The organism is Rhizobium viscosum, from assembly GCF_014873945.1.
Taxonomy (GTDB): Bacteria; Pseudomonadota; Alphaproteobacteria; order Rhizobiales; family Rhizobiaceae; genus Rhizobium; species Rhizobium viscosum.
Window position 1 is genome coordinate 1,920,041 of the sequence record NZ_JADBEC010000001.1, and the last position, 22,802, is coordinate 1,942,842.

The window sequence follows — 22,802 nt, forward strand, 5'->3', positions numbered from 1 at the left end:
ACTCCCGCCTGAAAATATTGAAAATGGCTGGCGAATAACCAAATCATAGTGCGTTGGCGCCAGGATTTAAAGCATCGCGCCGCAATCAAGGAGATGGAGACCTCTGATGAACCTCATGCGTACTGCCATGTTGCTTGCCTTCATGACGGCGCTTTTCATGTTTGTCGGCTTTTTGATCGGCGGCCGAGGTGGCATGATGATCGCCTTTCTCATCGCTGCCGGCATGAATTTCTTCTCCTACTGGAATGCCGACCGGATGGTGTTATCGGCCTATCGGGCTCAGGAGGTCGATGAGCGCAACGCCCCGGAATTCTATCGTATCGTGCGCGATCTCGCCCGCAATGCCGGGCTGCCGATGCCGAAGGTCTATCTCTATGACAGCCCTCAGCCGAATGCCTTTGCGACCGGCCGCAACCCTGAGAATGCTGCGGTTGCCGCGTCGACTGGCCTGCTTGCCTCCCTCTCGCCGGAAGAGGTTGCGGGCGTGATGGCGCATGAGCTTGCCCACGTCCAGAACCGCGATACGCTGACCATGACGATCACCGCCACGCTTGCCGGTGCGATCTCGATGCTCGGCAATTTCGCCTTTTTCTTTGGCGGTAACCGCGAGAACAACAACAATCCCCTAGGCTTTGTCGGCGTGCTCGTCGCGATGATCGTTGCGCCGCTTGCGGCCATGCTGGTGCAGATGGCGATCAGCCGCACGCGCGAATATTCGGCCGACAGGCGGGGTGCGGAAATCTGCGGCAATCCGCTTTGGCTGGCTTCGGCGCTCGGCAAGATCGCCCGTGGTGCGGCGCATATGCCGAACTATGATGCGGAGCGCAACCCGGCCACCGCGCATATGTTCATTATCAATCCGCTCTCCGGTGAGCGCATGGACAACCTGTTTTCGACCCATCCGGATACCGAAAATCGTATTGCGGCCCTGCAGGAAATGGCGCGGGGAGGCTTCGACGTCTCGACGCCGCCGGTTCGCGCTGCTAATCCGACACGCAAATCGCGATCGGTTCCGAATACGGGTTCCGGTGGCGGTGGCTCGCAACCGCCAAAGGGTCCGTGGTCTTGAATTCAGACGGCAAGAAGAAGCCAGCTCGCAAACATAAACTTTCCGCAGAAGGCTCAGCGCAGGCGCTGGTAAAACCCGGCCTACCGGCGCGTGCCGTTGCCGCCAAGATCCTCGCCGCCGTCGTTGACAAAAAACTGCCGCTCGATGGTGCGCTGGATCACGAGCATGGAAATCCGGCCTACAAGGCGCTTGGGGAAAGCGATCGCGCGCTGGTCCGCGCCATCCTCAACACCACGCTCAGGCATCTGCCCCGCATCGATGCTGCCATTGCCTCGCTGCTCGAAACACCGTTGCCGGAAGGTGCCCGCGCTTTGCATCATGTGCTTGCCGTAGGTGCCGCGCAGATTCTCTATCTCGACGTTCCCGATCACTCCGCCGTCGACCTTGCGGTCGAACAGGCCAATCAGGATCCTCGCAATCGGCGTTTCGCCAAGCTCGTCAATGCTATTCTGCGCCGTCTTGGCCGCGAGAAGGAGCACATCCTTGCCGAGATTGCTGACATTCCGCCAATGCCGGCGTGGTTTATCGAGCGGATGGCAAAAGCCTATGGAAAAGAGCGGGCACTTGCCATTTCCGAATCGCAGTTGGAGCCGGCAGCGATCGATCTTACCGTTAAATCCGATGCCGCAGGCTGGGCGGAGCGCCTGAACGGCACTGTGCTTCCCACTGGCGGCGTGCGGCTTTCCGCTTTCGAAGGCGGCATTCCCTCGCTTGACGGATTCGAAGAGGGGGAATGGTGGGTTCAGGATGCGGCCGCGAGCATCCCTGCAAAGCTCTTTGGTGACCTTACCGGCAAGCGCGTCGCCGACCTCTGCGCTGCGCCAGGTGGGAAGACCGCACAGCTCATCCTTGCCGGAGGCAGGGTGACGGCAATCGATCAGTCCGAAAACAGGCTGAAGCGCTTGCGCTCCAATCTCGAGCGGCTTGGTCTTGAAGCCGAAACCATCGCGGTGGATCTTACGAAATTCGAATCGTCGGAGCGTTTCGACGCAATTCTTCTCGACGCGCCCTGCTCGTCGACAGGCACGACGCGCCGGCATCCCGACGTGCTCTGGACGAAGGGGCCGGAGGATATTGCTAAATTGGCGGCACTGCAGGAGCGCCTTCTGCGCCATGCTATTACCCTGCTGAACCCCGGCGGCGTGCTCGTCTTTTCCAACTGCTCGCTCGATCCGCAGGAAGGCGAAGAGGTCGTGGCGCGCGTTCTCGAAGATGTGAAGATCATCGAGCGGCTGCCGATCGACGCAACAAGATGGCCCGGCATGGAGCAGGCCGTTACACCATTGGGCGAGTTTCGCACGCTCCCTACAATGCTGGATATGCCTGATGGTTTCGCTTCGGGCCTCGACGGCTTCTACGCCGCGGTGCTGAGACGCATCTGAATGCTATTATATTCTAATTTCATCACGAAATAATACATCGTGGCTAATGAAATCGGTTTTGATTCATCTATTCTTAACCACGAGGGTCAATAGACAATTGATATGCAGTCCGGTCGGCGTCTTGCGAGCATGTATGTTCGAGAAGCTTGGCGGCGCGGTACGCGCCGTGCTGCACTTCTGCGTTTGCGCTTCTCCCGCCATGCCATACCGGTGCCGGAACGCCTGATCGTCGCGCCGACGGATCTGAGAGGCGTCGATTCACACGTCGCCGAAGAGATCATGGACGGCCGGTTTCCGTTTGCCGGGCGTATGCTGGAAACTGGCGGAAAATCTCCCTTCACGTTGACCCTTCCGTCGCGTGCTTTCGCGGTCAGGCTGCATAGCTTCGGTTGGCTGCGGCATATGCGGGCCAACAAGAGCGAGCGCGGTTCGGCCGTTGCCCGCGTGATCGTCGATAGTTGGCTCTCGATCCACGGGGGCCGTATCGAGGGGATCGCCTGGGAGACGGACGTCGTCTCGCAGCGCGTCATTGCCTGGCTGGCGCATTCTCCTGTTGTCCTGCAGAATGCCGATCGCGGTTTCTATCGCCGCTTCATGAAGTCGCTCGCCTTTCATATCGGCTATCTGCGCCGCATGGCGCCCTATTCGACCGGTGAAGTCCGCTTCCGTCTGCGCATCGCGCTGGCGACGGCTTCTGTCGCCATGCCGGTGCGTGCCTCGACAATCCGGCGGGCCGCCCAGGCGCTTGACCGCGAATTCGATAGCCAGATTCTGCCTGACGGAGGCCATATCTCGCGCAATCCACGCGTCGGGCTTGAGCTGCTGCTCGATCTGCTGCCGCTCCGGCAGACCTACGTCAATCTCGGCCACGACCTGCCGCAGAAGCTGATCTCCGGTATTGACCGCATGTACCCTGCCCTGCGCTTCTTCCGCCATCAGGATGGGGATCTTGCGCTCTTCAACGGTGCGACATCCACGTTGGCAGACGAGCTGATGTCCGTGCTGCGCTATGACGAGACAGCGGGCCAGCCGTTCAAGGCGTTACCGCATTCCCGCTATCAGCGACTTGCCGCCGGCAAGACGGTGATCATTGCCGATACCGGACCACCCTCGCCCGCCTGTTTCAGAACAGCCCATGCAGGCAGTCTCTCCTTCGAAATGTCCTCAGGCCGCTACCGCTTCATCGTCAACTCGGGATCGCCGAAATTCGCGGGCCAACGCTATGTCCAGATGGCCCGCACCACGGCTGCCCATTCCACCGTGGTCCTGAACGATACGTCCTCCAGTCGGTTCTCTCCCTCGGCTTTTCTGGCCCATATGATGACGGAGCCGGTAGAAACGGTTGCCGCCGAGCGCGTAGAAACCGAGGATGGCCGTGAAGGCATCAAGGCGAGGCATGATGGCTATCTCGATACCTTTGGCGTCATCCATGAGCGGGAGCTGACGCTGAACGCCGCTGGCTCCATCGTGACCGGCATGGACCGTTTCGTGACTGATGACCGGTATCATAGCGAAGGTCCGCTGCGGGCGGTTGCCCGTTTCCACATTCATCCCGCCATCGTGCCGCGGCAGAACGATACGGAATCCGTGCTGCTGACGGCGCCTGATGGCGAAAGCTGGCTGTTTTCTTCTCCCGGCAATGAAGTGCTGATCTCGGAAGATATTTTCTTTGCCGACAGCGCTGGTATCAGCAGTTCGGACCAGATCGAGATCGACTTCGATTTGGCGGAGAAACCTGAAATTCGCTGGTTTTTATCGCGCAAGGGCTAAAGCATTTCCGTTTTCCCTGAACATGGAAATGCTTTAGCCCTTTGCTTTTGGCAATTCCGAACGCAAAACCGATGTACACTTTTGCTGGAATTGCTTCGGCGGCTGTTTGCGCCGGCTGCAAGCTGTGCTAACGCGGCCCCATCAAACGTCCCTTGCCCGGATGTCTCCCGAAGCCCGAACGGAGAAGGTTCATGGCCGTCATTTCCAAGAAAATCCCCGCCCCCGACAAGGTCGAAGTCAAGACTGCGCTGCTTTCTGTCTTCGACAAGACCGGTATCATCGAACTTGCCCGTGCGCTTTCGGCGCGTGGCGTGCGCCTACTGTCGACCGGCGGTACCTACAAGGCGATCGCGGCCGAAGGACTTGCTGTGACCGACGTTTCCGAAGTGACGCAGTTTCCTGAAATCATGGATGGCCGCGTGAAGACCCTGCACCCGAAGGTGCATGGCGGCTTGCTGGCGATCCGCGACGATGCCGAGCATCAGGAAGCCATGAAGGCTCACGGCATCGACGGCATCGATCTGCTGGTCGTCAATCTTTATCCCTTCGAGGATGTGCGCGCGGCCGGCGGTGACTATCCGACAACGGTCGAGAATATCGATATCGGCGGTCCGGCAATGATCCGCGCTTCGGCCAAGAATCACGCTTATGTCACCGTCATCACCGATCCGGCCGACTATGCCGAGCTGATCGAGCAGCTTTCGGGCGATGCCGGCAAGACAGTTTACGCGTTCCGCCAGCGCATGGCGGCCAAAGCCTATGCCCGCACTGCCGCCTATGATGCTGCCATCTCCAACTGGTTTGCCGAGGCGCTTTCGATCGATACGCCGCGTCATCGCACTATTGGCGGCGTATTGAAGGAAGAGATGCGCTACGGTGAAAACCCGCACCAGAAGGCCGCCTTCTACGTAACAGGCGAAAAGCGCCCGGGCGTTTCGACAGCCGTCCTGCTGCAGGGCAAGCAGCTTTCATACAATAATATCAACGATACCGATGCAGCCTATGAGCTCGTTGCCGAGTTCCTGCCGGAGAAGTCGCCTGCCTGCGCCATCATCAAGCACGCCAATCCCTGCGGCGTCGCGACCGGTTCAACGCTTCTCGAAGCCTACAAGCGGGCGCTTGCCTGCGATTCCGTTTCGGCTTTCGGCGGCATCATCGCACTGAACCAGACGCTCGATGCGGCGACGGCCGAAGAAATCATTCAGCTCTTCACCGAGGTCATCATTGCACCTGACGTCACCGAAGAAGCCAAGGCGATCGTCGCCCGCAAGCCGAACCTGCGCCTGCTTTCAGCCGGCGGCCTGCCGGATGCGCGTGCGGCCGGCATCACTGCCAAGACCGTTTCCGGCGGCCTGCTCGTCCAGAGCCGAGACAACGGCATGGTCGAGGATCTGGAACTGAAGGTCGTCACCAAGCGTGCGCCGACGGCCCAGGAGCTGGAAGACATGAAGTTCGCCTTCAAGGTCGGCAAGCATGTGAAGTCGAATGCGGTGGTCTATGCCAAGGATGGCCAGACCGCAGGTATTGGTGCCGGCCAGATGAGCCGCGTCGATTCCGCCCGCATCGCGGCGCTGAAGGCTGAGGAAGCGGCCAAGGCGCTTGGTCTCGCCGTTCCGATGACGCACGGTTCGGCAGTTGCCTCCGAGGCCTTCCTGCCTTTCGCCGATGGGCTGCTGTCGATGATTGCTGCCGGCGCCACCGCCGTGATCCAGCCGGGCGGTTCGATGCGCGATCAGGAAGTCATCGATGCCGCAAACGAGCACAATGTCGCGATGGTCTTTACCGGCATGCGCCATTTCCGCCATTGAGCGGAGCAACGGATATACCCCCGGCTTTGCAGCCGGGGGAATTTGTCAGGCGCGATCTGCTGGATAGGGCGTACGGATCAGCAGCACCAGGCCTCCGGCCAGGAACAGGATCAGCGTTGACATGCCGAGATGCGCCGATCCGGTCAAATAGGTCACAATCGAAAACAATAGCGTTGCCATGAAGCTCGTGGCGCGGCCGGACAGCGCATAGATGCCGAAATAGCGGCCGGCCTCTTCAAGGCTGACGCTGCGCGCCAGATAGGAGCGTGACGAGGCCTGCACCGGGCCAAAGGCAAGACCGATCAACAGACCATAGAGGATATAGGCTTTTTCTGCCATCGTGCCGAAAAGCCCGCCGCTGTCGGCAGTCGAAAGCGGCATCAGCCCGAAGAAAGTGTAGCCCGGGCCGGTGGAAATGATGCCGATCGTGGCCAGCAACAGCATGGTCAGGCTGATGATGACAGTCACCTTGGAGCCGATCCCCCTGTCGACGCGCCCGGCAATCAGGCAGCCGAGGATCGCCACGATATTGAGGATGATCCCGTAGATGCCGATCTCGATCGTTGCCCAGCCGAACATGCCCGCCGCAAAGGCACCGCCGAGGATCAGCAGACCGTTGACGCCATCCTGATAGATCATGCGGGCGATGAGGAAGCTCAGGATACCGCGGCGCGTCTTCAGTTCGCCGAGCGTATTGCGTAATTCCCTGAGACCGAAGCGCACGGCAAAGCCGAACGGCAGTCCCTTGCGGGCATCCGGCGTGAAGAAAAACATCGGCAGGATGAAGATCAGGTACCAGACGGCCGAAATCGGACCGGTGACACGCGCATCCTCGCCCGTATGAGGATCGAGGCCGAAAAGCGGATCGAGGCCGAGAATGGTCTTGCCGCTTTCCGGGCTGCCGGCCAGCAGCACCACGACGGCAATCAGCACGATCATGCCGCCGAGATACCCAAGACCCCAGGCGGTATTGGAAAGCTTGCCGACCTCATCCTTGCCGACAAGGCGCGGCATCATGGAATCGTTGAATACGATCGAGAACTCCGCCGAGATCGACGCGAGGATCATGAAGATGACGGGATAGATAATTGGTGAGCCCGGGGCAGCAAACCAGAGGCAGCAGAGGCTGACGATCTTGATCACAGCGAAGAAGGCGATCCAGGGTTTGCGCGCGCCGGACTGGTCGGCAATGGAGCCAAGTATGGGAGACAGGATGGCGATGATAACAGAGGAGATCGTCGCCATATTGCTCCACATCGTCTGCGCGGCGACCGGATCGGCCGTCAGCCGCGAGACGAAGTAGGGGCCGAAAATGAAGGTGGTGACCACGGTGAAGAAAGGCTGGGCTGCCCAATCGAAGAGCATCCAGCCCCATATGCCCTTCTCCGTGGCTTTCGGCGGCTGCGTTCCTGTCCAGTCAATGCGATTCAAGCGTCCGTTCCTTTTTGGGGCGGACTGTGTCACCTCGCTCGGTCGCGCGCAAGGTCGGTCAGGATGCCTGCAGCAACAGTGATGCGGGCGAGGTTCGGATCAGCGCCGTCGCTGAGGCTCGCAAGCTCCTCGACGATGCGGTTGATGCGGATCCTGTCCTGCGCATGCCAGGCCTGGACCGGCTGCTTTTCCTTGCCGTGATCGGAAAGCGCGGAGATCACGATATCGCGACGGGCGCTGGCGATCTGGTCAATACTGCGGGCAAGTGCGAGGTTTTCGTAGTGGTCCGACGTAATGATGCGGTTGCCCGCAGCAAGCAGCCGGCCGACGCGGAAGGTCCGGGTGACGGCAAAGTAGTTTTCGGCCGCACGCGGCAGCGCCTCACCGGTCCGTTCAGCGATCTGCATGATTTCCGGCACGAGGGCGAGGGTCGGTAGCGCTGCAATTTCGGCGGCCAGTTTTTCCGGCAGGCCGGCCTGCCGGTACTCCTGCTGGCGCGTTGAGACTTCGGCTGCCGCCTGCTCGGCAAAGGCAGGTCTGAGCTTTTTCAGGGCAGCCTGCAGCCGGCTAATGATTTCAGCCATCCCACCTCGGGTCATGCCGGTCTTCAGCAGCAGACGCGTCAGCACGGTGAAGCTATTGGTAATCTCCTCGTAAATCCGGTTCTGCACCTCGCCGGAAACCTTGTTGTCCAGGGCATCGGTTTCGGCCCATAGCCGGTTGAGATCAAAGCCGTCACGGGCGACAATCGCAGCGCGCACGACCTCTGAGGCAGAGGCCGCTGTCGCATCCATCATGCTCACGGCAAAGCCCGGCCCGCCGCGATTGATTGCCTCATTTGCGAGGACGGTCGCGACGATTTCCCGCTTCAGCCGGTGGGTGTCGATATCGGACGCGTTCGACTTCTGCATCTTGGCCGGGAAGTAGTTGAAAAGCGTGCTGACGAAATAAGGATCATCGGGTAATTCACTGGCGATCAGCGCGTCGAAGAGCACGATCTTGGCATAGGAGAGCAGCACGCCGATCTCGGGGCGCGTCAGCGGCCGTCCGGCCGTGTAGCGTTCGGACAGGGAGGCGTCGTCAGGAAGCGTCTCGACCTTACGGTTCAGCTGGCCGGCTGCTTCCAGCACGCTCATGAAACGGCCGAGTTCCAGGCCGTTTGCCGTTCCCTTGCGGGATGTCAGCGAGATCGCCAGGGACTGCAGGTAGTTGTTGCGCAGCACGAGACCGGCCACTTCATCGGTCATGCTGCCGAGAAGCTGGTCGCGCTTTGCCCGGCTGAGGCGCTGTTCATGCATGGCGTTTGCCAGCGCGATCTTGATATTGACCTCGACGTCCGACGTGTTGACGCCGGCGGAGTTGTCGATAGCATCGGAATTGCTGCGTCCGCCCTTCAGGCCATAGGCAATGCGGCCCTTCTGCGTGACGCCGAGATTGGCGCCCTCGCCGATTACCTTGGCGCGCACTTCGTCGGCCGTGATGCGGATCGGATCGTTGGCGCGGTCGCCCACTTCCGCATCAGTTTCGGATGCGGCCTTCACGTAGGTGCCGATGCCGCCAAACCAGAGCAGGTCGACCGGGCTCTTCAGGATCGCCGTCATGATCTCGAAGGGTGTGGCGACCGCCTTATCGATGCCGATTGCGGCTACGGCCTCCGGCGTCAGCGTCACCGACTTTGCCGAGCGCGAGATAATCATCGCGCCTTTTGATAGGACAGACTTGTCGAAGTCCTGCCAGCTTGAGCGCGGAAGGTTGAACAGGCGCTGGCGCTCACGAAGCGTCTTTTCCATGTCCGGATCGGGATCGATGACGATGTCGCGATGGTCGAAGGCGGCCAGCAGCCTGATCTTCGGCGAAAGCAACATGCCGTTGCCGAAAACGTCACCCGACATGTCGCCGACGCCGGAAACGGTAAAAGGCGTCGTCTGGATATCGATGTCCATTTCGCGGAAGTGGCGCTTCACCGTTTCCCAGGCGCCGCGGGCGGTGATGCCCATCTTCTTGTGGTCGTAACCGGCCGAGCCGCCTGACGCAAAGGCATCGTCCAGCCAGAAACCCGCTTCCTGGGCGAGTGCATTGGCTGTGTCGGAGAAGGTTGCCGTGCCCTTGTCGGCGGCGACGACGAAATAGGGGTCATCGCCATCGAGGCGCACCGTATTGTCAGGCGCGATGATGTCGGCGCCGGAGATGTTGTCTGTGATGGAAAGCAGGGTACGGATATAGGTTTTGTAGGCTTCCCTGCCTGCATTGAAGATCTCCTCGCGGCTGCCGCCGACCGGCAGTCTCTTGGGATAGAAACCGCCCTTGGCACCGACAGGCACGATCACGGCATTCTTGACCTGCTGCGCCTTCACGAGGCCCAGAACTTCGGTGCGGTAGTCCTCGGCGCGGTCCGACCAGCGCAGGCCGCCACGGGCAACGCGGCCGAAGCGCAGATGCACGCCTTCCACTTCCACGCCATACACGAAGATTTCGCGGAAGGGCTTCGGTTCCGGCAGGCCATCCACCAGGTGCGGGTCAAGCTTGAAGGCGAGCATCGCCTTCGGTGTTCCATCGGCATTGCGTTGGAAATAATTGGTGCGCAGCGTCGCATCGACGATGTTGACATAGCGGCGCAGGATACGGTCGTCATCCAGGCTCGGTACGTCGGCAAGCTCGGCTTCGATTGCCTGATGCAGTTCGGCGAGCTTCTTGACACGAGTTTTTTCCGACAGCTTCGTATCGAGCGTGTTGTGGAAGAGGCGGAAGAGCGAAGCGGCGATGGCAGGATATTTGTCGAGGGTGGTTGCGATATAATCCTGCGAATAGGCGATACCGGCCTGGCGCAGATAGCGCGCATAGGCACGCAGAACATTCACCTCGCGGGCTGAGAGGCCGGCCGACAGGATCAGCCGGTTGAAGCTGTCATTGTCGATCGTGTCGCTGAAGGCTGCGACGAAGGCTTCTTCGAGCGGTGCGCCGAAACGTGCGAGGTCAATGTCCGCACCGCTGCGGGCCTCGAGTTCCATGTCGTGCAGCACGACGATGTTGATGGCGCCGTCGGTGGCCGGAACTTCGATATCGAAGGTCCGTTCGCTCAGGACGTTGAAGCCGAGGTTTTCGAGTAGAGGCACGCGGCGCGACAGCGGCAGCTGCTCGCCGGAATGGAAGATCTTCAGCGACAAGATGCGGCCGCGTTCATCGTCCTGGCGATAGTAGAATTCGATGCGGATCGGCTCGCCGGCGGCGCATGCGGTGATGTCAGGCAGATCGCCGACCGCTTCATCCGGCGTGAAGGCTTCCTGGAAGGCATTGCTGACGCCGAGCTTCGGCGCCTTGGGGCCGGCGAGCATCTCGAAGCGGCTGTCCCAGCGCGCGGTGATCTGGCGGATCGTCTCCTCGAGCTTGGCCTGATGGATGCGTGGCGTCTTACCGCCCGAGCGGCCGATGATAAAGTGAACGCGAGCCACCCCACCTTCCGGGAAGGCTGGATAATAGGCGGAAACACGGCCGTCATAGACGGTCTTCAGATAGGTGCCGATGCGTTCGCGCACGATCGAGTCATATTCCTCGCGCGGCACGAAGACGATGACTGAAACAAAGCGGTCGAAATGGTCTATGCGCGGCAGCACTCGCACGCGCGGGCGATCGGTGAGGTCATTGATCTGTTCTGCAAAGGTCGCGAGCAGCGGGGTATCGATCTGGAAGAGATCGTCACGGGGATAGGATTCCAGCGTGTTGTCGAGCATGCGGCCCGAATGGCTCATCGGGTCGAAGCCGAAATGCTCCTTCACCTTCTCGATCTTGGACCGGAGCAACGGAATTTCGCTGGCAGAGGAAGTGTAGGCGGTCGAAGTGAACAGGCCGACGATGCGGAGTTCCCCCGTTACGTTGCCCTGCGCGTCGAAGCGCTTGACGCCGACATAGTCCATATAGGCACGGCGGTGGACGATGGATTTCACATTGGCCTTGGTGACGATCAGGAAGTCGGGACCATCGAGAAAGGCGAGGATTTCCGGCGTCGTCGTCACGGCGTCCTTGCCGGTGCGCAGAACAAGGACCTCAGGGTTGGAGAGAATGCCGAGGCCTGTTCCCTTGTCACGTTCGACCTTGGCATCGGCACCCTTGCCGGAATAGACGTAGTCGCGCATGCCGAGGAAGGTGAAGTTCTCGTCACGCAGCCAGGTCAGGAAGGCGACCGCCTCGTCGCGGTCGGCCTTCTTGCGGCTGGCGTTGTAATTCGAAAGCTCTGAAATCACTTCATCGACGCGGGCAAGCATCGGCTTCCAGTCTGAAACGGCAAGCTCCACCTGTTCGAGTACTGCCTTGATCCGCTTGATCAGGTCGGCGGCCTGGGAGGGGCTCAGCGGCGAAATGTGAAGCTGGATATGGCTGACCCGCTTTGCCGGGTCGCTCGGCACATCGGCGGAATAGAGTTCCGGGGCCTTGCCGTCTTCCAGGATCAGGATCGGATGAACTGCCATAAAAATATCGCGGTATGTGCTGGTCACCTCACCCATGACGGATTCGTAGAGGAACGGCCTATTGTGATCCGTCACCGAAAGGATGGAGATTGCAACGCCATCGGGCGTGACATCAGCGACGGTGTCGACGCTGACGCGCGGCACCTTGCCGTTCCAGGCGGCGAGCTCGGCTGCCGAGTGTACTGCGGAAAGCGCAAGCATTTCTGGTGTGTAGAGTTCGAGGTCGTCGCCGCTTGCGCGGCCGAAGAGGATTTCGGGATCGAGATGGGGCTCGCCGGTCGCGGCAGCGATTTTGCGCGCGCTCTCGATCTGCTTTTCCCGTTTCGGATTGTTTCTGGCGGCCATGGATCATCCCCCCGATTGTTTTGATGTGGGCAAGTTAGCAGAAGGTTCTTCGAAAGAATCCTTAAAAGAGGGCCTCGAAAAGTCGTTTTCGTGCTTTTTTGGCTATGCTGACGAGAGATTTCGAAAGCTTTTAGGTCGTTTTATGCCGATGGACGGTAAAATGACCTTATCCGGCTTTTCCGTCCCGCCGCACATTTCCACGCTCGCGTGAAGAATGGTTGACAGCGCCTGGTCAAAAATATCATCAACGGCGGTCGAAATTCGGATTCAGATGCCATGTCGGAAAATGCAGCGGGCGCAGTCATCGTCATCTCCAGCCATGTCGTGCGGGGATCGGTTGGAAACCGTGCCGCCGTCTTCGCGCTGGAAACGCTCGGCCATCAGGTCTGGGCGCTGCCGACGATCGTGCTGCCCTGGCATCCCGGTCATGGCCGGTCGACACGGCTGACCTTCGCCGAGGCCGATTTCGAGGCGGCGATCGACGATCTCATCCGTGCGCCATGGATCGGCGAGGTCAAGGCCGTCTTGTCGGGCTACTTCGGCAACGCAGCCCAGGCTCGCTCCGTCGCGAAACTCGTTGCATCCCTGCGCGAGAAGAATCCGGAGCTGCTCTATGTCTGCGATCCGGTCATGGGCGATCTCGGCGGCCTCTACGTGCCGGAAGCGACAGCCGAGGCGATCCGTGATCATCTGATACCGCTTGCCTCGCTCGCAACGCCGAACCGGTACGAACTTGCCTGGCTTTCAGGCGCGGCGCTCGATGACAACAATGCGGTCATGGAGGCCGCACTTTCGCTTGGGCCCTCGCGCATGCTTGTCACATCGGCGGTGCCGATGATGGCGGGCGGGACCGGCAATCTCTATCTTTCCGGAAGGCATGCCCTGCTTGCCGAACACCGTGTCGTTGAAAACCCACCAAATGGGCTCGGCGACCTGCTTGCCGCCCTTTTCCTCTCTCGCCTGCTTTCCGGCATGGAGGATGAAAAGGCGCTGCAGCTGGCGACCGCCAGCGTGTTCGAGGTTCTGGCGCGTGCCGTGAAGCGCGGCAGCAATGAGCTGATGCTGGCAAGCGATGCCTCCAGCCTTTCGACGCCAATGGCAATGGTGCAGATGCGTCACCTCGTCCATCCTGCCCAGCGGCGGAAAAAATAGGCCGCGTGCTTTTGCAGCGCAGCAGTTGATCTTGGCTCACGCGCGCGCTAATCCAGAGACATGATGAGCTTCCCTAACTCCTTGCTGGACGGTTATCGCAACTTCATGAGCGGGCGATATGCCGATGCGCGCGACCGGTATAGGCAGCTTGCGGAAAACGGGCAAAACCCGACGACGCTCGTTATTGCCTGTTGCGACTCGCGCGCGGCTCCCGAACTGATCTTCGATGCAGGGCCGGGCGAACTCTTCGTCATCCGCAACGTCGCCAACATGGTGCCGCCTTATGAACCGGATGGCCATTTCCATTCCACGTCGGCAGCGCTCGAATTCGCCGTGCAGGCACTGAAGGTCAAGAATATCGTCGTCATGGGCCATGGCCGCTGCGGCGGTATCCGCGCAGCCCTCGATCCCGATGCCGAGCCTTTGTCATCCGGCGATTTCATCGGCCGCTGGATGTCGCTCGTTCGCCCTGCCGCCGAACAGATCGGCAGCAACGACGTCATGACGCCGGCCGAACGGCAGACTGCGCTGGAGCGGGTCTCCATCCGTAATTCGATCAACAATCTCAGATCCTTCCCTGATATCAAGGCGCTCGAGGAAGAGGGCAAACTGGAGCTTCACGGCGCCTGGTTCGATATTTCGACGGGCGAGCTCTGGGTGATGGATTCTGAGACACTCGATTTTATTCGTCCCGAAATCTAGGGATAGACCGCTTTAGCGGTTTTTTAAGATATTCCACTAAGCTGCCTTGCAGGCAGTATATGCGCGTGGATCAGTCATGAATTTCGAAGTGCTGAAATTCAAGAATATCAGAAGGGCGGTGCTGGCCGCCATTCTGCTGCCCTTCGTCTTCATGATTACCGAAGGAGCGGTGTTGATCCGCTCCTCCCTCATGCAGTACCGCACGCTCGAAAATGATCATCTCTTTGCCGATGTTCTTGCTCGTGGAGGATCGATTGCTGCTAATGAGATTCTGGCGGAACTCGTCGCGACGCGAACCTACATCAACAATCCGGACGAGATAACCAGGGCGGCCATGATGGAAAGGCGCGGCGCACTCGACAGCGAACGCGCGCGTTTCAATGCCAGCCTCCCGCCCGCTGAAGCGCTCGATCTCGGTCTGCAGTCACAGCTTTCCGATCTCCGCCTTGCTTACAGCCGTATCGTTGCGGCGCGTTCGGCGGTCGATCGAGGTTATTACGGCAAAGGCGGCAACCCCGTTCATATCTACGGTCAGGCCGGATTGAAGCAGCTTGGTCTCGTCTCGTCGCTTTCGTCGAGGATCCATGATCCCGTGTTGATGCGCAAATCCAGCGAGCTGATGAGTATCCTGCTGACCTATTACGGTGAGCGGCTGATCGGCAACCTCGGCCAGCGTTATTTCGACCAAGCCGACTTTTCCGCCATGTCACACGAGCAGCTCGTTCAAGGCGAAATGATGCTCGGTAACGGCATGGATCGCTTGCGTTTTCATTCTTCCTCGCCTGTCGTCCGGGAGATCCTTGCTTATAGGGCTCAGCCCGACGAGGTCTGGGCCGATACATTCACCAAGGCCATGGTTTCGGGTGCGCTGCGGCCGGACAAGGCTATCCGAGACAAATGGATTGGTATCCAGAACGAGCGGCTGGATTTCCTGCGGCAGAAAATCGCTTCGGTCACCGATGATATTCATGTGACCGGACAGAAGCTGTCGATGCGCTCGCACATTCATATGACGATCGTGCTTGCGTTGTCATCCGGACTGGTGCTGCTCGTTGCCCTTATTGTGGCGCTTGCGGTTCGGGGCATCCGTCTCGTCGCCCGTGTCACAGGAGAACGCGAACTGCTCATCAACGAGCTACGCAATGCTGCGCAAACCGATCTTCTGACGGGCCTTTATAATCGCCGTGGTTTCGAGGCCGCCGCTTTGGCGCTTCTGATGCAGGCTGAATATGGATCACGCTGGATTTCCGTCGTGCTATTCGATCTCGATCACTTCAAGAAAATCAACGACGCGTATGGTCATGATGCCGGCGATGTCGTGCTGAAGCATGTAGCCAGCATCGCGCGGGAAAGCTTCCGCTCCTTCGATCTGCTGGTGCGCCACGGCGGCGAGGAGTTCATGGCGCTGCTGCCGGATTCGACGCCTGAGGATGCGGCGATCGTCGCGGAACGTGTCCGGCTGGCCATCGAGGCTGCTGATATCGCGTTGCCGAGTGGCGAGCGTCTGCGGGTTACGGCAAGCTTCGGCTGCGCCGGGCGCGCAAATGCCGTGAGCAATCGCAATTTCGATGATCTGGTGAAGCGCGCCGATCTCGCGCTCTATGCCGCCAAGGCCTCGGGACGCAATTGCGTCGTTGCCGGGCCGATTGTCCCTTCCGCGGCATCGCAGGAAGAGCGGCGCAAGGCTGCTGGCGGAACCCACGATTTCCGTGGTTGAAAAACGCCGCATTCGCATGCGGCGCTCGTATCACTTTCCTATTGAACGTCTCTTCACTTGCCGTCGATCTGCTGACCGATATAGGCAATTGCCTGCTGATAGACCGTTGCGGCATTCCAGCCCTGGATGGCTGCGAAGTTAGGCTCGCCCGGCTGGTAACCGGCGCCGGCACGCCAGCCGTGACCCCTGAGGAAATTGGCAGTCGAGGCCAGCGCATCAGCGCGGGAGCCGACCATGTCGACGCGGCCGTCACCATCGCCGTCAGCGCCGAAGCTTACGACGTTGCGCGGCAGGAACTGCGTCTGGCCGATTTCGCCATGGGCAGCACCGCGGGCTTGCGGGCTGAGATAGCCTTCCGAAACGAGCTGCAAGGCTGCATAGAGCTGGTCGGTGAAATACTCCGAGCGACGGCAGTCATAAGCGAGGGTGGAAACTGCGGACATCGTATGCTGATTGCCCATATAGCTGCCAAAGCCGGTTTCCATGCCCCAGATGGCGATCAGCGGGCCGGCCGGAACACCGAAGCGGCGCTCGATCGAAGCGAAGAGAGCCTGATTGGCGGCTTTCATCGAACGGCCGCGAGAGATGACGGCGGCACCACCGCGCTTCTTCATGAAAGCGTCGAAGGACAGCTTGAAGCTCTTCTGGCCGCGGTCGGCGGCGATCGTCGGCTTGTTATAGCTGACATTGGCGAAGGCACGGCTCAGGACCGACTGGCTGACACCATTGGCCGCTGCCGTCTGCTTGAAGTCGGCGACCCAGGCATCGAAACCGGCACTGGTATTGCCGCATTGGGGACCCTGCGCGAACGCCGGTGCCGTATGGAGGACGCCCATTGCCGCGGCGGCCGCCAGAATCAATTTTGTCATGCGCATTGAGAAACCCCGCTCTCGATCTGCATAGTTTTTAAGCCGGCAGGAGAATGCCAGCCACTGGCGATTTTGTCACGATCACCTTTTAGCGAGCGCTTATAAGACAGTATTTGCCCGAAAAAGCCCCGCTCGTCGAGCAGGGCTTTAGCATATTATGGTTTACAAATGGTATCAGGCTGCCTGCTTGCGCGGCTTGACGAGGCCACGATTGATGAGCAGCTCGGCAATCTGGATGGCGTTAAGTGCCGCACCCTTGCGCAGGTTGTCGGAGACGACCCACAGGTTGAGACCGTTCTCGACGGTCGCATCTTCGCGGATGCGCGAGATGTAGGTTGCGTCCTCGCCGGCAGATTCATACGGCGTGATGTAGCCGCCGTCCTCATGCTTGTCGATGACGAGGCAGCCCGGCGCTTCGCGCAGGATATCGCGGGCCTGATCTGCGGTGATCTCGTTTTCGAATTCGATGTTGACCGATTCCGAATGACCGATGAAGACGGGAACGCGCACCGCAGTGCAGGTCACCTTGATCTTCGGATCGAGCATCTTCTTCGTTTCAGCCAGAACCTTCCATTCTTCCTTCGTGTAGCCGTCTTCCATGAAGACGTCGATGTGCGGAATGACGTTGAAGGCTATGCGCTTGGTGAACTTCTTGTTCTCGATCGGATCGGCAACGAAGACGGCACGCGTCTGGTTGAAGAGCTCGTCCATGCCCTCCTTGCCGGCGCCGGAGACCGACTGATAGGTCGAGACGACGACACGCTTGATCTTGGCGAAGTCATGCAGCGGCTTCAGCGCGACGACGAGCTGGGCAGTCGAGCAGTTCGGATTGGCAATGATGTTGCGCTTCGTGAAGAGCGAGATCGCGTCCGGATTTACTTCCGGAACGATCAGCGGCACGTCGGCGTCGTAGCGCCAGGCCGAGGAGTTGTCGATCACGACGCAGCCCTGCTGTCCGATCTTCGGGGAGACGCGCTTGGAAACTTCGCCACCGGCCGACATCAGGCAGATATCGGTGTCGGAGAAATCGTAATTCTCCAGGTTGGAGACCTTCAGCGTCCGGTCACCGTAGGAAACCTCGGTGCCCTGCGAGCGGGCGGAAGCGAGTGCTACGACTTCATCGGCCGGGAAACCACGCTCGGAGAGAATGTTGAGCATTTCGCGCCCAACATTTCCGGTCGCTCCCGCGACTGCAACTTTGAAACCCATTTCTCAAGCTCTCTTTCTCTTCTCTCCTCTTGTCCGGTGAGGGGGGAAGCGCGATATCATCGCGGCTTCCTGTCCCCGGCCGGGCCGGGGAGAGAGCGGCAGGCCAGAGACGTCAGACGGTTTTCGTCGTCGTTTTGGCCTTGGTTTTGGAAGAAACCGGAACGGCAAAATCCAGCCCGGCATTTTCTGCCAGGTTATTGCGCTCAGCGATGGCGTGCTCGTGGCGAACCATGGATATTCCTTTTCCATCGTTGCTCATAAAAGGTTTTCCACAGGAGTCAAGGTTTTTGCGTGTGGGACGAGCGCAGGAGAAGGGCGCTGCAATGCTGCGGTGTTTTGTCATCCCTCTGTCATTGCCGGGGGGTATCCCCGACCCGTTGTAACGACTGCAACGAAAAACGGGGGTTTTTCCATGCGTATGCTTCTCGCCGCTTTCGCGGCCACCACGATTCTTGCCGGCCCTGCTCAGGCAGCTTCGATCTATCCGCTTGATCGCGCTACGATTCTTGCCGGTTCGCCGTTCGACTTCAAGGTCGAGCTCAGCAAGCAGGTCAAGCCGGAAGACGTGAAGATCACGGTCAACGGCCAGGATTACAAGACTGCCCTTGGGGGCGAAGCACAGTTCATCGAGCTGGAAAAGGGCAAGGAAGACAAGGCTCTCGGTTCCGCTCTCCTGCTGCGCGGTCTGAAGATTTCCGCTCCGGGCGCCTACAAGGTCGAGATCGCCGCCGGCGACGAGACGAAGTCTGTAACCTGGAACGTCTACGATACCGCGGCCCAGCCAAAGGCAAAGAACATCATCTTCCTGCTCGGCGACGGTCTTTCCGTTGCGCATCGCACGGCTGCCCGCATCATGTCCAAGGGCATGACGGAAGGTAAAGCGAATGGTCGCCTGAACATGGACGATCTTGAGCGCATGGCGTTCATTGGCACGTCGGCGACAAATGCCGTTGCCACCGACTCGGCCAACACGATGTCGGCTTACATGACGGGCCATAAGACGGCCGTCAACGCGATCGGCGTTTATGCAGACCGTACGCCTGACTCGCTCGATGATCCGCGTGTTGAAACCTTTGCAGAAGCCGTTCGCCGCATGACGAAAAAGTCTGTCGGTATCGTCGCGACGGCTGAAGTCGAAGACGCCACCCCAGCTGCTGTCGTTGCCCATACCCGCAACCGCGGCGACAAGGCCGACGTCGTCGGCATGCTGCTCGACGTCAAGCCGGAGGTTCTGCTCGGCGGCGGCTCGGCCTATTTCCTCGGCAAAGAGGTCGCTGGTTCCAAGCGCAAGGACAACCAGGATTACATCAAGCTGTTCCAGGACGCCGGCTACAAGCTTGCGACCGACAAAAACGAGCTCGCAGCCAACGCATCGGCTGAAGGCAACCTTCTCGGTCTCTTCCACACCGGCAACATGGACGTCACGCTCGATCGCGAGTTCCTGAAGAAGGGCACCGTCGACAAGTTCCCGAACCAGCCGGGCCTCGTCGACATGACCAAGGTCGCGCTCGACCGCCTGTCCAAGAATCCGGAAGGTTTCTTCCTAATGGTTGAAGGTTCCTCGATCGACAAGATGTCCCATCCGCTCGATTGGGATCGTGCCGTCGTCGACACGATCGAGTTCGACAAGGCGATCGGCGTAGCCCGCGAATTCCAGAAGGCTCATCCGGACACGCTGATCGTCGTCACTGGTGACCACACGCACGGCGTTTCCATCATCGGCACGGTCGATGACGAAAAGCCGGGCACGGAAATGCGCGAAAAGGTCGGGACCTATGCCGAAGCCGGCTTCCCGAACTACAAGGATGAAAATGGCGACGGTTATCCCGACAAGATCGACGTCAGCCGCCGCCTGTTCCTGAGCGCCAACAACGGCCCTGACCATTACGAGACCTTCCGTCCGAAGCTCGAAGGCCCGTTCGTTCCGGCCATCCAGAACGAAAAGAAGGAATATGTCGCCAACGAGCAGTATAAGGATGTTCCCGGCGCGGTCTTCGTTCAGGGCAATCTTCCGAAGACCAGCGAAAGCGGCGTCCATGCGGTCGACGACGTCGTTCTGCAGTCGGCCGGCCCGGGTGCTGAAGGCTTCCATGGCTACATGGAACAAAGCGATGTTTACCGCGTGCTGGCAGACACTTTCGCTCTCGGCGCCAAGCAGACGAACTGATCCAACCGATCCAGCAAGGCTGCTTGCCGGCCTTGCCTCTTTCATCGATCATGGTCTCGGCCGCCAAGCGGCCGGGATTTGGTTCCTGGAGATTGCCATGGAAAAATTCTCTTCGCTGCAGCTTAGCAGACGCCAGCTGATCGGTGCTGCCGTTACGCTTCCCTTCGCCGGTTCCCTTGCTCGCGCTGCCGATTCTTCGCTCACTTTCGACGAGCTTTACGGCAAGTTCGGTGTGCTCGGGCTCGAATTCTCCGACAAGGTGAAAACGCTTGCCGGCAAGGACATCAGCATGAAGGGCTTCATGGCTCCGCCGTTGAAGGCAGAGGCACAATTCTTCGTGCTGACCGAAGTGCCGATGTCGCTCTGCCCGTTCTGCTCGTCGGATGCGGACTGGCCGGACAATATCGTCGTCGTTTACCTCGGGGAAAAGCAGACTTTCGTGCAGCCGAGCCAGACGATCGAAGTGCGTGGTATACTGGAATATGGGTCCTGGCAGGATCCCGAGACCGGCTTTGTCAGCCTGCTGCGCATCCGCCAGGCCGAATATTCCAGCGTCTGAGTATCGATGCTGGGTCTCGAAATCAAACATCTGTCCGTGAGGTTTTCAGGCCTTTCTGCGCCTGCGCTCGCCATCGACAATCTGTCGATTGCGCCGGGTAGCCGTGTCGCGGTTACCGGCGCTTCGGGCTCCGGCAAAAGCACCTTCGTCAATATCATCACCGGGCTGGAGCGGGTCCGCGAAGGCTGCATCAGCTGGAACAGCGAGGATATCGCCGGGTTCTCCGAAAGTCGCCGCGACCGCTTCCGGGCGGCCAATATCGGGCTGATCATGCAGGAGTTTCACCTGTTCCCCGGCCTGTCGGCCGTTGAAAACGTCCTGTTGCCGGCGCGGCTTGCGCACGCTGCGACATCGGCGATCATCGCGCGCGCCCATGATCTTCTTGACGTCGTCGGTCTTAATCGTGTCGGGCAGAAGATCGAGACCATGTCGCGCGGTGAAATGCAGCGCGTGGCGATTGCCCGGGCGCTTCTGCGCAAGCCCGGCGTCATCGTCGCCGACGAACCAACCGCCAGCCTCGATGCGGAAAGCGGTGATGCCATCGGTGATCTGCTGCTCGATCTTGCCGTGGTCGAAGGCAGTACTCTGATCGTGGTGTCGCACGATTCCCGTCTTGTCGGCCGTCTCGATCGCCGGCTGACATTCCGCTCCGGCCGTATCGTCGACGATTCCGCCATCAGGGGAGCGGCTGCATGATCCGCTTCATCCTCGCCGATCTGCGCCGCTTGTGGGCTGGGTCTATTGTTGTCGTGCTGCTGGTGGCGCTTGCGACGGCGCTAGGCGTTTCTGTCATCCTGCAGGAGCGGGCTCTTCGCCTCGGCAGTGCGCGGGCGGGCGACAAGTTCGATCTCGTCATCGGCGCGGGCGGCAGCGAGACCCAGCTCGTGCTCTCATCCGTTTTCCTGCAGCCGTCCGCACTGCCGCTGATGTCCGGCGACGTTCTGGCCAAGCTTGCCGCCGATCCGCGCGTTGAATGGGCTGCCCCCGTCGGTTTCGGCGATTCCTTCTCGGGCTATCCGATCGTCGGCACGACGAGGGCGTTGACGGAAACGATTTCCGGCGGCTTTTCCGAAGGTAAGGTTTTCGGCAGTGAGGGCGAGGCTGTCATCGGCTCGAGCGTCGACCTTGCCATCGGCGGCCTGATCAAGCCGATGCACGGCACGATCGAAACCGGCGGCCATACCCATACGGAGCTCGCCTATCATGTGAGGGGGCGCCTGCGGCCGACAGGCACAGCATGGGACCGCGCCATCCTCGTTCCGATCCAGGCCGTCTGGCATATTCATGGACTGGAAGCTGCCGAAGAGCATGACCACGACCACGCCGCAGAGGTGGATCATCACGAGGAAGGCGTACACGCGGAAGGTGCCCACGAGGATGCCGACCACCATGCGGAGCCTGATCCCCATGCCGGCCTGAACGAGAATTGGACCGCAGAAACGCCCGGTCTTCCGGCCATCCTCGTCAAGCCGAAGACGATTTCCGATGCCTACAAGCTGCGGCAGGACTATCGCAACGGCACGACGATTGCGGTCTTTCCTGGCGAGGTGCTGACCAATCTCTATGCAACACTCGGCGATGCCAAGCAGATTCTCGTTGCTGTCGCCTCTGGCGCGCAGGTACTCGTCGCCGCCTCGCTGATCCTCGTGACTGTCATCCATATCGGCCAGCGTCGGCGGCAGATTGGTGCGCTGCGCGCCTTCGGTGCCCCCCGCGGTGCGATCTTCGGTATTGTCTGGCTGGAGTTCTTTATCCTCGTCGCCGTTGGAGTCGGGCTCGGCTTTACACTCGGCTATGGTGCAGCACTCATTCTTTCCGGCTTCTTCTCGCAGAGCAGCGGCGTCAACCTGCCCGTCGGCTTCGCGCGCGAAGACGGAATGCTCGCTGTGATCCTTCTCGCCTTCGCGGCTGGTCTCGCCGCCTTGCCGGCGGTGCTCGCCTACCGGCAGTCCCCGGCCCAGGCTTTGCGGGTGTGACGATTGCGGTGTGCCTGTTCCGCCATGGCAGGAGCCGTGCGCAGCATCCATGCACAAAAATTAGACTAAAGTCATAATCCCAAAGCATCCCTCTTTCTGATGCGTCTTTTCTGTCAAACTCTTGTCAGGCGTGTCGCGGCTAGGGGTATGCTTTGAGGAGAGTAAGCCGCGACCGTTGCTCAT

Annotated in this window: 16 protein-coding genes; 11 read left to right on the plus strand and 5 right to left on the minus strand. The window is 60.0% G+C overall.

What is annotated here, in order from left to right:
• Window positions 1–106: 106 nt before the first annotated feature.
• From htpX to purH, 4 genes are all read left to right on the plus strand, one after another.
• A complete protein-coding gene (gene htpX, locus H4W29_RS09605) occupies window positions 107–1,069 on the plus strand; it encodes a zinc metalloprotease HtpX (RefSeq protein WP_192728719.1) in 963 nt (320 codons plus the stop codon).
• Window positions 1,060–2,451 carry an RsmB/NOP family class I SAM-dependent RNA methyltransferase gene (locus tag H4W29_RS09610; protein WP_192728720.1) on the plus strand — a complete coding sequence of 464 codons (1,392 nt, stop codon included), beginning with the start codon at window positions 1,060–1,062 and terminating at the stop codon, window positions 2,449–2,451. Before htpX ends, H4W29_RS09610 begins: the two co-directional genes overlap by 10 nt.
• 102 nt (window positions 2,452–2,553) lie before the next feature.
• A complete protein-coding gene (locus H4W29_RS09615) occupies window positions 2,554–4,221 on the plus strand; it encodes a heparinase II/III family protein (RefSeq protein ID WP_192728721.1) in 1,668 nt (555 codons plus the stop codon).
• A gap of 191 nt (window positions 4,222–4,412) precedes the next feature.
• On the plus strand, window positions 4,413–6,029 hold the full coding sequence (gene purH, locus H4W29_RS09620) for a bifunctional phosphoribosylaminoimidazolecarboxamide formyltransferase/IMP cyclohydrolase (RefSeq protein ID WP_192728722.1): 1,617 nt from the start codon (window positions 4,413–4,415) through the stop codon (window positions 6,027–6,029).
• A gap of 45 nt (window positions 6,030–6,074) precedes the next feature.
• Here the strand turns inward: purH and H4W29_RS09625 are convergent, their stop codons facing one another.
• Complete coding sequence (locus H4W29_RS09625) at window positions 6,075–7,460, minus strand: MFS transporter (protein WP_192728723.1); 1,386 nt, start codon at window positions 7,458–7,460, stop codon at window positions 6,075–6,077.
• 29 nt (window positions 7,461–7,489) lie between these two features.
• Window positions 7,490–12,268, minus strand: coding sequence for an NAD-glutamate dehydrogenase (locus H4W29_RS09630; protein WP_192728724.1), 4,779 nt, complete (start codon window positions 12,266–12,268; stop codon window positions 7,490–7,492).
• A gap of 276 nt (window positions 12,269–12,544) precedes the next feature.
• On the opposite strand from H4W29_RS09630, the gene pdxY reads away from it, so the two are divergent.
• The 3 genes from pdxY to H4W29_RS09645 all read left to right on the plus strand — a co-directional run bounded on the left by pdxY (window position 12,545) and on the right by H4W29_RS09645 (window position 15,839).
• Window positions 12,545–13,420 (plus strand): pyridoxal kinase PdxY, encoded by an 876-nt coding sequence (gene pdxY, locus H4W29_RS09635; RefSeq protein WP_037102147.1) that lies wholly within the window; start codon window positions 12,545–12,547, stop codon window positions 13,418–13,420.
• A 60-nt stretch (window positions 13,421–13,480) separates the two neighbouring features.
• Window positions 13,481–14,122 carry a carbonic anhydrase gene (locus H4W29_RS09640; RefSeq protein ID WP_113183667.1) on the plus strand — a complete coding sequence of 214 codons (642 nt, stop codon included), beginning with the start codon at window positions 13,481–13,483 and terminating at the stop codon, window positions 14,120–14,122.
• 91 nt (window positions 14,123–14,213) lie between these two features.
• Window positions 14,214–15,839, plus strand: a complete 1,626-nt coding sequence (locus tag H4W29_RS09645; protein ID WP_192730701.1) for a GGDEF domain-containing protein — start codon at window positions 14,214–14,216, stop codon at window positions 15,837–15,839.
• 53 nt (window positions 15,840–15,892) lie between these two features.
• Here H4W29_RS09645 and H4W29_RS09650 read toward each other — a convergent pair whose 3' ends face one another.
• The 3 genes from H4W29_RS09650 to H4W29_RS09660 form a co-directional block, all read right to left on the minus strand.
• Window positions 15,893–16,714 (minus strand): lytic murein transglycosylase, encoded by an 822-nt coding sequence (locus tag H4W29_RS09650; protein WP_192728725.1) that lies wholly within the window; start codon window positions 16,712–16,714, stop codon window positions 15,893–15,895.
• A gap of 168 nt (window positions 16,715–16,882) precedes the next feature.
• The gene (locus tag H4W29_RS09655) at window positions 16,883–17,917 is read right to left on the minus strand and encodes an aspartate-semialdehyde dehydrogenase (protein ID WP_192728726.1); all 1,035 of its coding nucleotides are present in this window, start codon (window positions 17,915–17,917) and stop codon (window positions 16,883–16,885) included.
• A 112-nt stretch (window positions 17,918–18,029) separates the two neighbouring features.
• Window positions 18,030–18,260 carry a hypothetical protein gene (locus H4W29_RS09660; RefSeq protein ID WP_192728727.1) on the minus strand — a complete coding sequence of 77 codons (231 nt, stop codon included), beginning with the start codon at window positions 18,258–18,260 and terminating at the stop codon, window positions 18,030–18,032.
• Between the two features lie 69 nt (window positions 18,261–18,329).
• On the opposite strand from H4W29_RS09660, the gene H4W29_RS09665 reads away from it, so the two are divergent.
• The 4 genes from H4W29_RS09665 (at window position 18,330) to H4W29_RS09680 (ending at window position 22,619) form a co-directional block, all read left to right on the plus strand.
• The gene (locus H4W29_RS09665; RefSeq protein WP_192728728.1) at window positions 18,330–20,084 is read left to right on the plus strand and encodes an alkaline phosphatase; all 1,755 of its coding nucleotides are present in this window, start codon (window positions 18,330–18,332) and stop codon (window positions 20,082–20,084) included.
• A gap of 97 nt (window positions 20,085–20,181) precedes the next feature.
• The gene (locus H4W29_RS09670) at window positions 20,182–20,643 is read left to right on the plus strand and encodes a hypothetical protein (RefSeq protein WP_192728729.1); all 462 of its coding nucleotides are present in this window, start codon (window positions 20,182–20,184) and stop codon (window positions 20,641–20,643) included.
• A 6-nt stretch (window positions 20,644–20,649) separates the two neighbouring features.
• Window positions 20,650–21,339: an ABC transporter ATP-binding protein gene (locus H4W29_RS09675; protein WP_192728730.1), complete on the plus strand. Its 690-nt coding sequence runs from the start codon at window positions 20,650–20,652 to the stop codon at window positions 21,337–21,339.
• Entirely contained in the window at window positions 21,336–22,619 is a 1,284-nt protein-coding gene (locus H4W29_RS09680; protein ID WP_192728731.1) for an FtsX-like permease family protein, read from the plus strand. Before H4W29_RS09675 ends, H4W29_RS09680 begins: the two co-directional genes overlap by 4 nt.
• Window positions 22,620–22,802: the final 183 nt, after the last annotated feature.

Excerpts from the sequence above, each read along its gene's own strand:
- H4W29_RS09615 (WP_192728721.1), top strand. The coding sequence starts at position 2,554 with ATGCAGTCCGGTCGGCGTCTTGCGAGCATGTATGTTCGAGAAGCTTGG.
- H4W29_RS09650 (WP_192728725.1), bottom strand. The coding sequence starts at position 16,714 with ATGCGCATGACAAAATTGATTCTGGCGGCCGCCGCGGCAATGGGCGTC.
- purH (WP_192728722.1), top strand. The coding sequence starts at position 4,413 with ATGGCCGTCATTTCCAAGAAAATCCCCGCCCCCGACAAGGTCGAAGTC.
- H4W29_RS09665 (WP_192728728.1), top strand. The coding sequence starts at position 18,330 with ATGCGTATGCTTCTCGCCGCTTTCGCGGCCACCACGATTCTTGCCGGC.
- H4W29_RS09660 (WP_192728727.1), bottom strand. The coding sequence starts at position 18,260 with ATGACAAAACACCGCAGCATTGCAGCGCCCTTCTCCTGCGCTCGTCCC.
- pdxY (WP_037102147.1), top strand. The coding sequence starts at position 12,545 with ATGTCGGAAAATGCAGCGGGCGCAGTCATCGTCATCTCCAGCCATGTC.
- H4W29_RS09655 (WP_192728726.1), bottom strand. The coding sequence starts at position 17,917 with ATGGGTTTCAAAGTTGCAGTCGCGGGAGCGACCGGAAATGTTGGGCGC.
- H4W29_RS09680 (WP_192728731.1), top strand. The coding sequence starts at position 21,336 with ATGATCCGCTTCATCCTCGCCGATCTGCGCCGCTTGTGGGCTGGGTCT.
- H4W29_RS09670 (WP_192728729.1), top strand. The coding sequence starts at position 20,182 with ATGGAAAAATTCTCTTCGCTGCAGCTTAGCAGACGCCAGCTGATCGGT.
- htpX (WP_192728719.1), top strand. The coding sequence starts at position 107 with ATGAACCTCATGCGTACTGCCATGTTGCTTGCCTTCATGACGGCGCTT.
- H4W29_RS09675 (WP_192728730.1), top strand. The coding sequence starts at position 20,650 with ATGCTGGGTCTCGAAATCAAACATCTGTCCGTGAGGTTTTCAGGCCTT.
- H4W29_RS09640 (WP_113183667.1), top strand. The coding sequence starts at position 13,481 with ATGATGAGCTTCCCTAACTCCTTGCTGGACGGTTATCGCAACTTCATG.
- H4W29_RS09630 (WP_192728724.1), bottom strand. The coding sequence starts at position 12,268 with ATGGCCGCCAGAAACAATCCGAAACGGGAAAAGCAGATCGAGAGCGCG.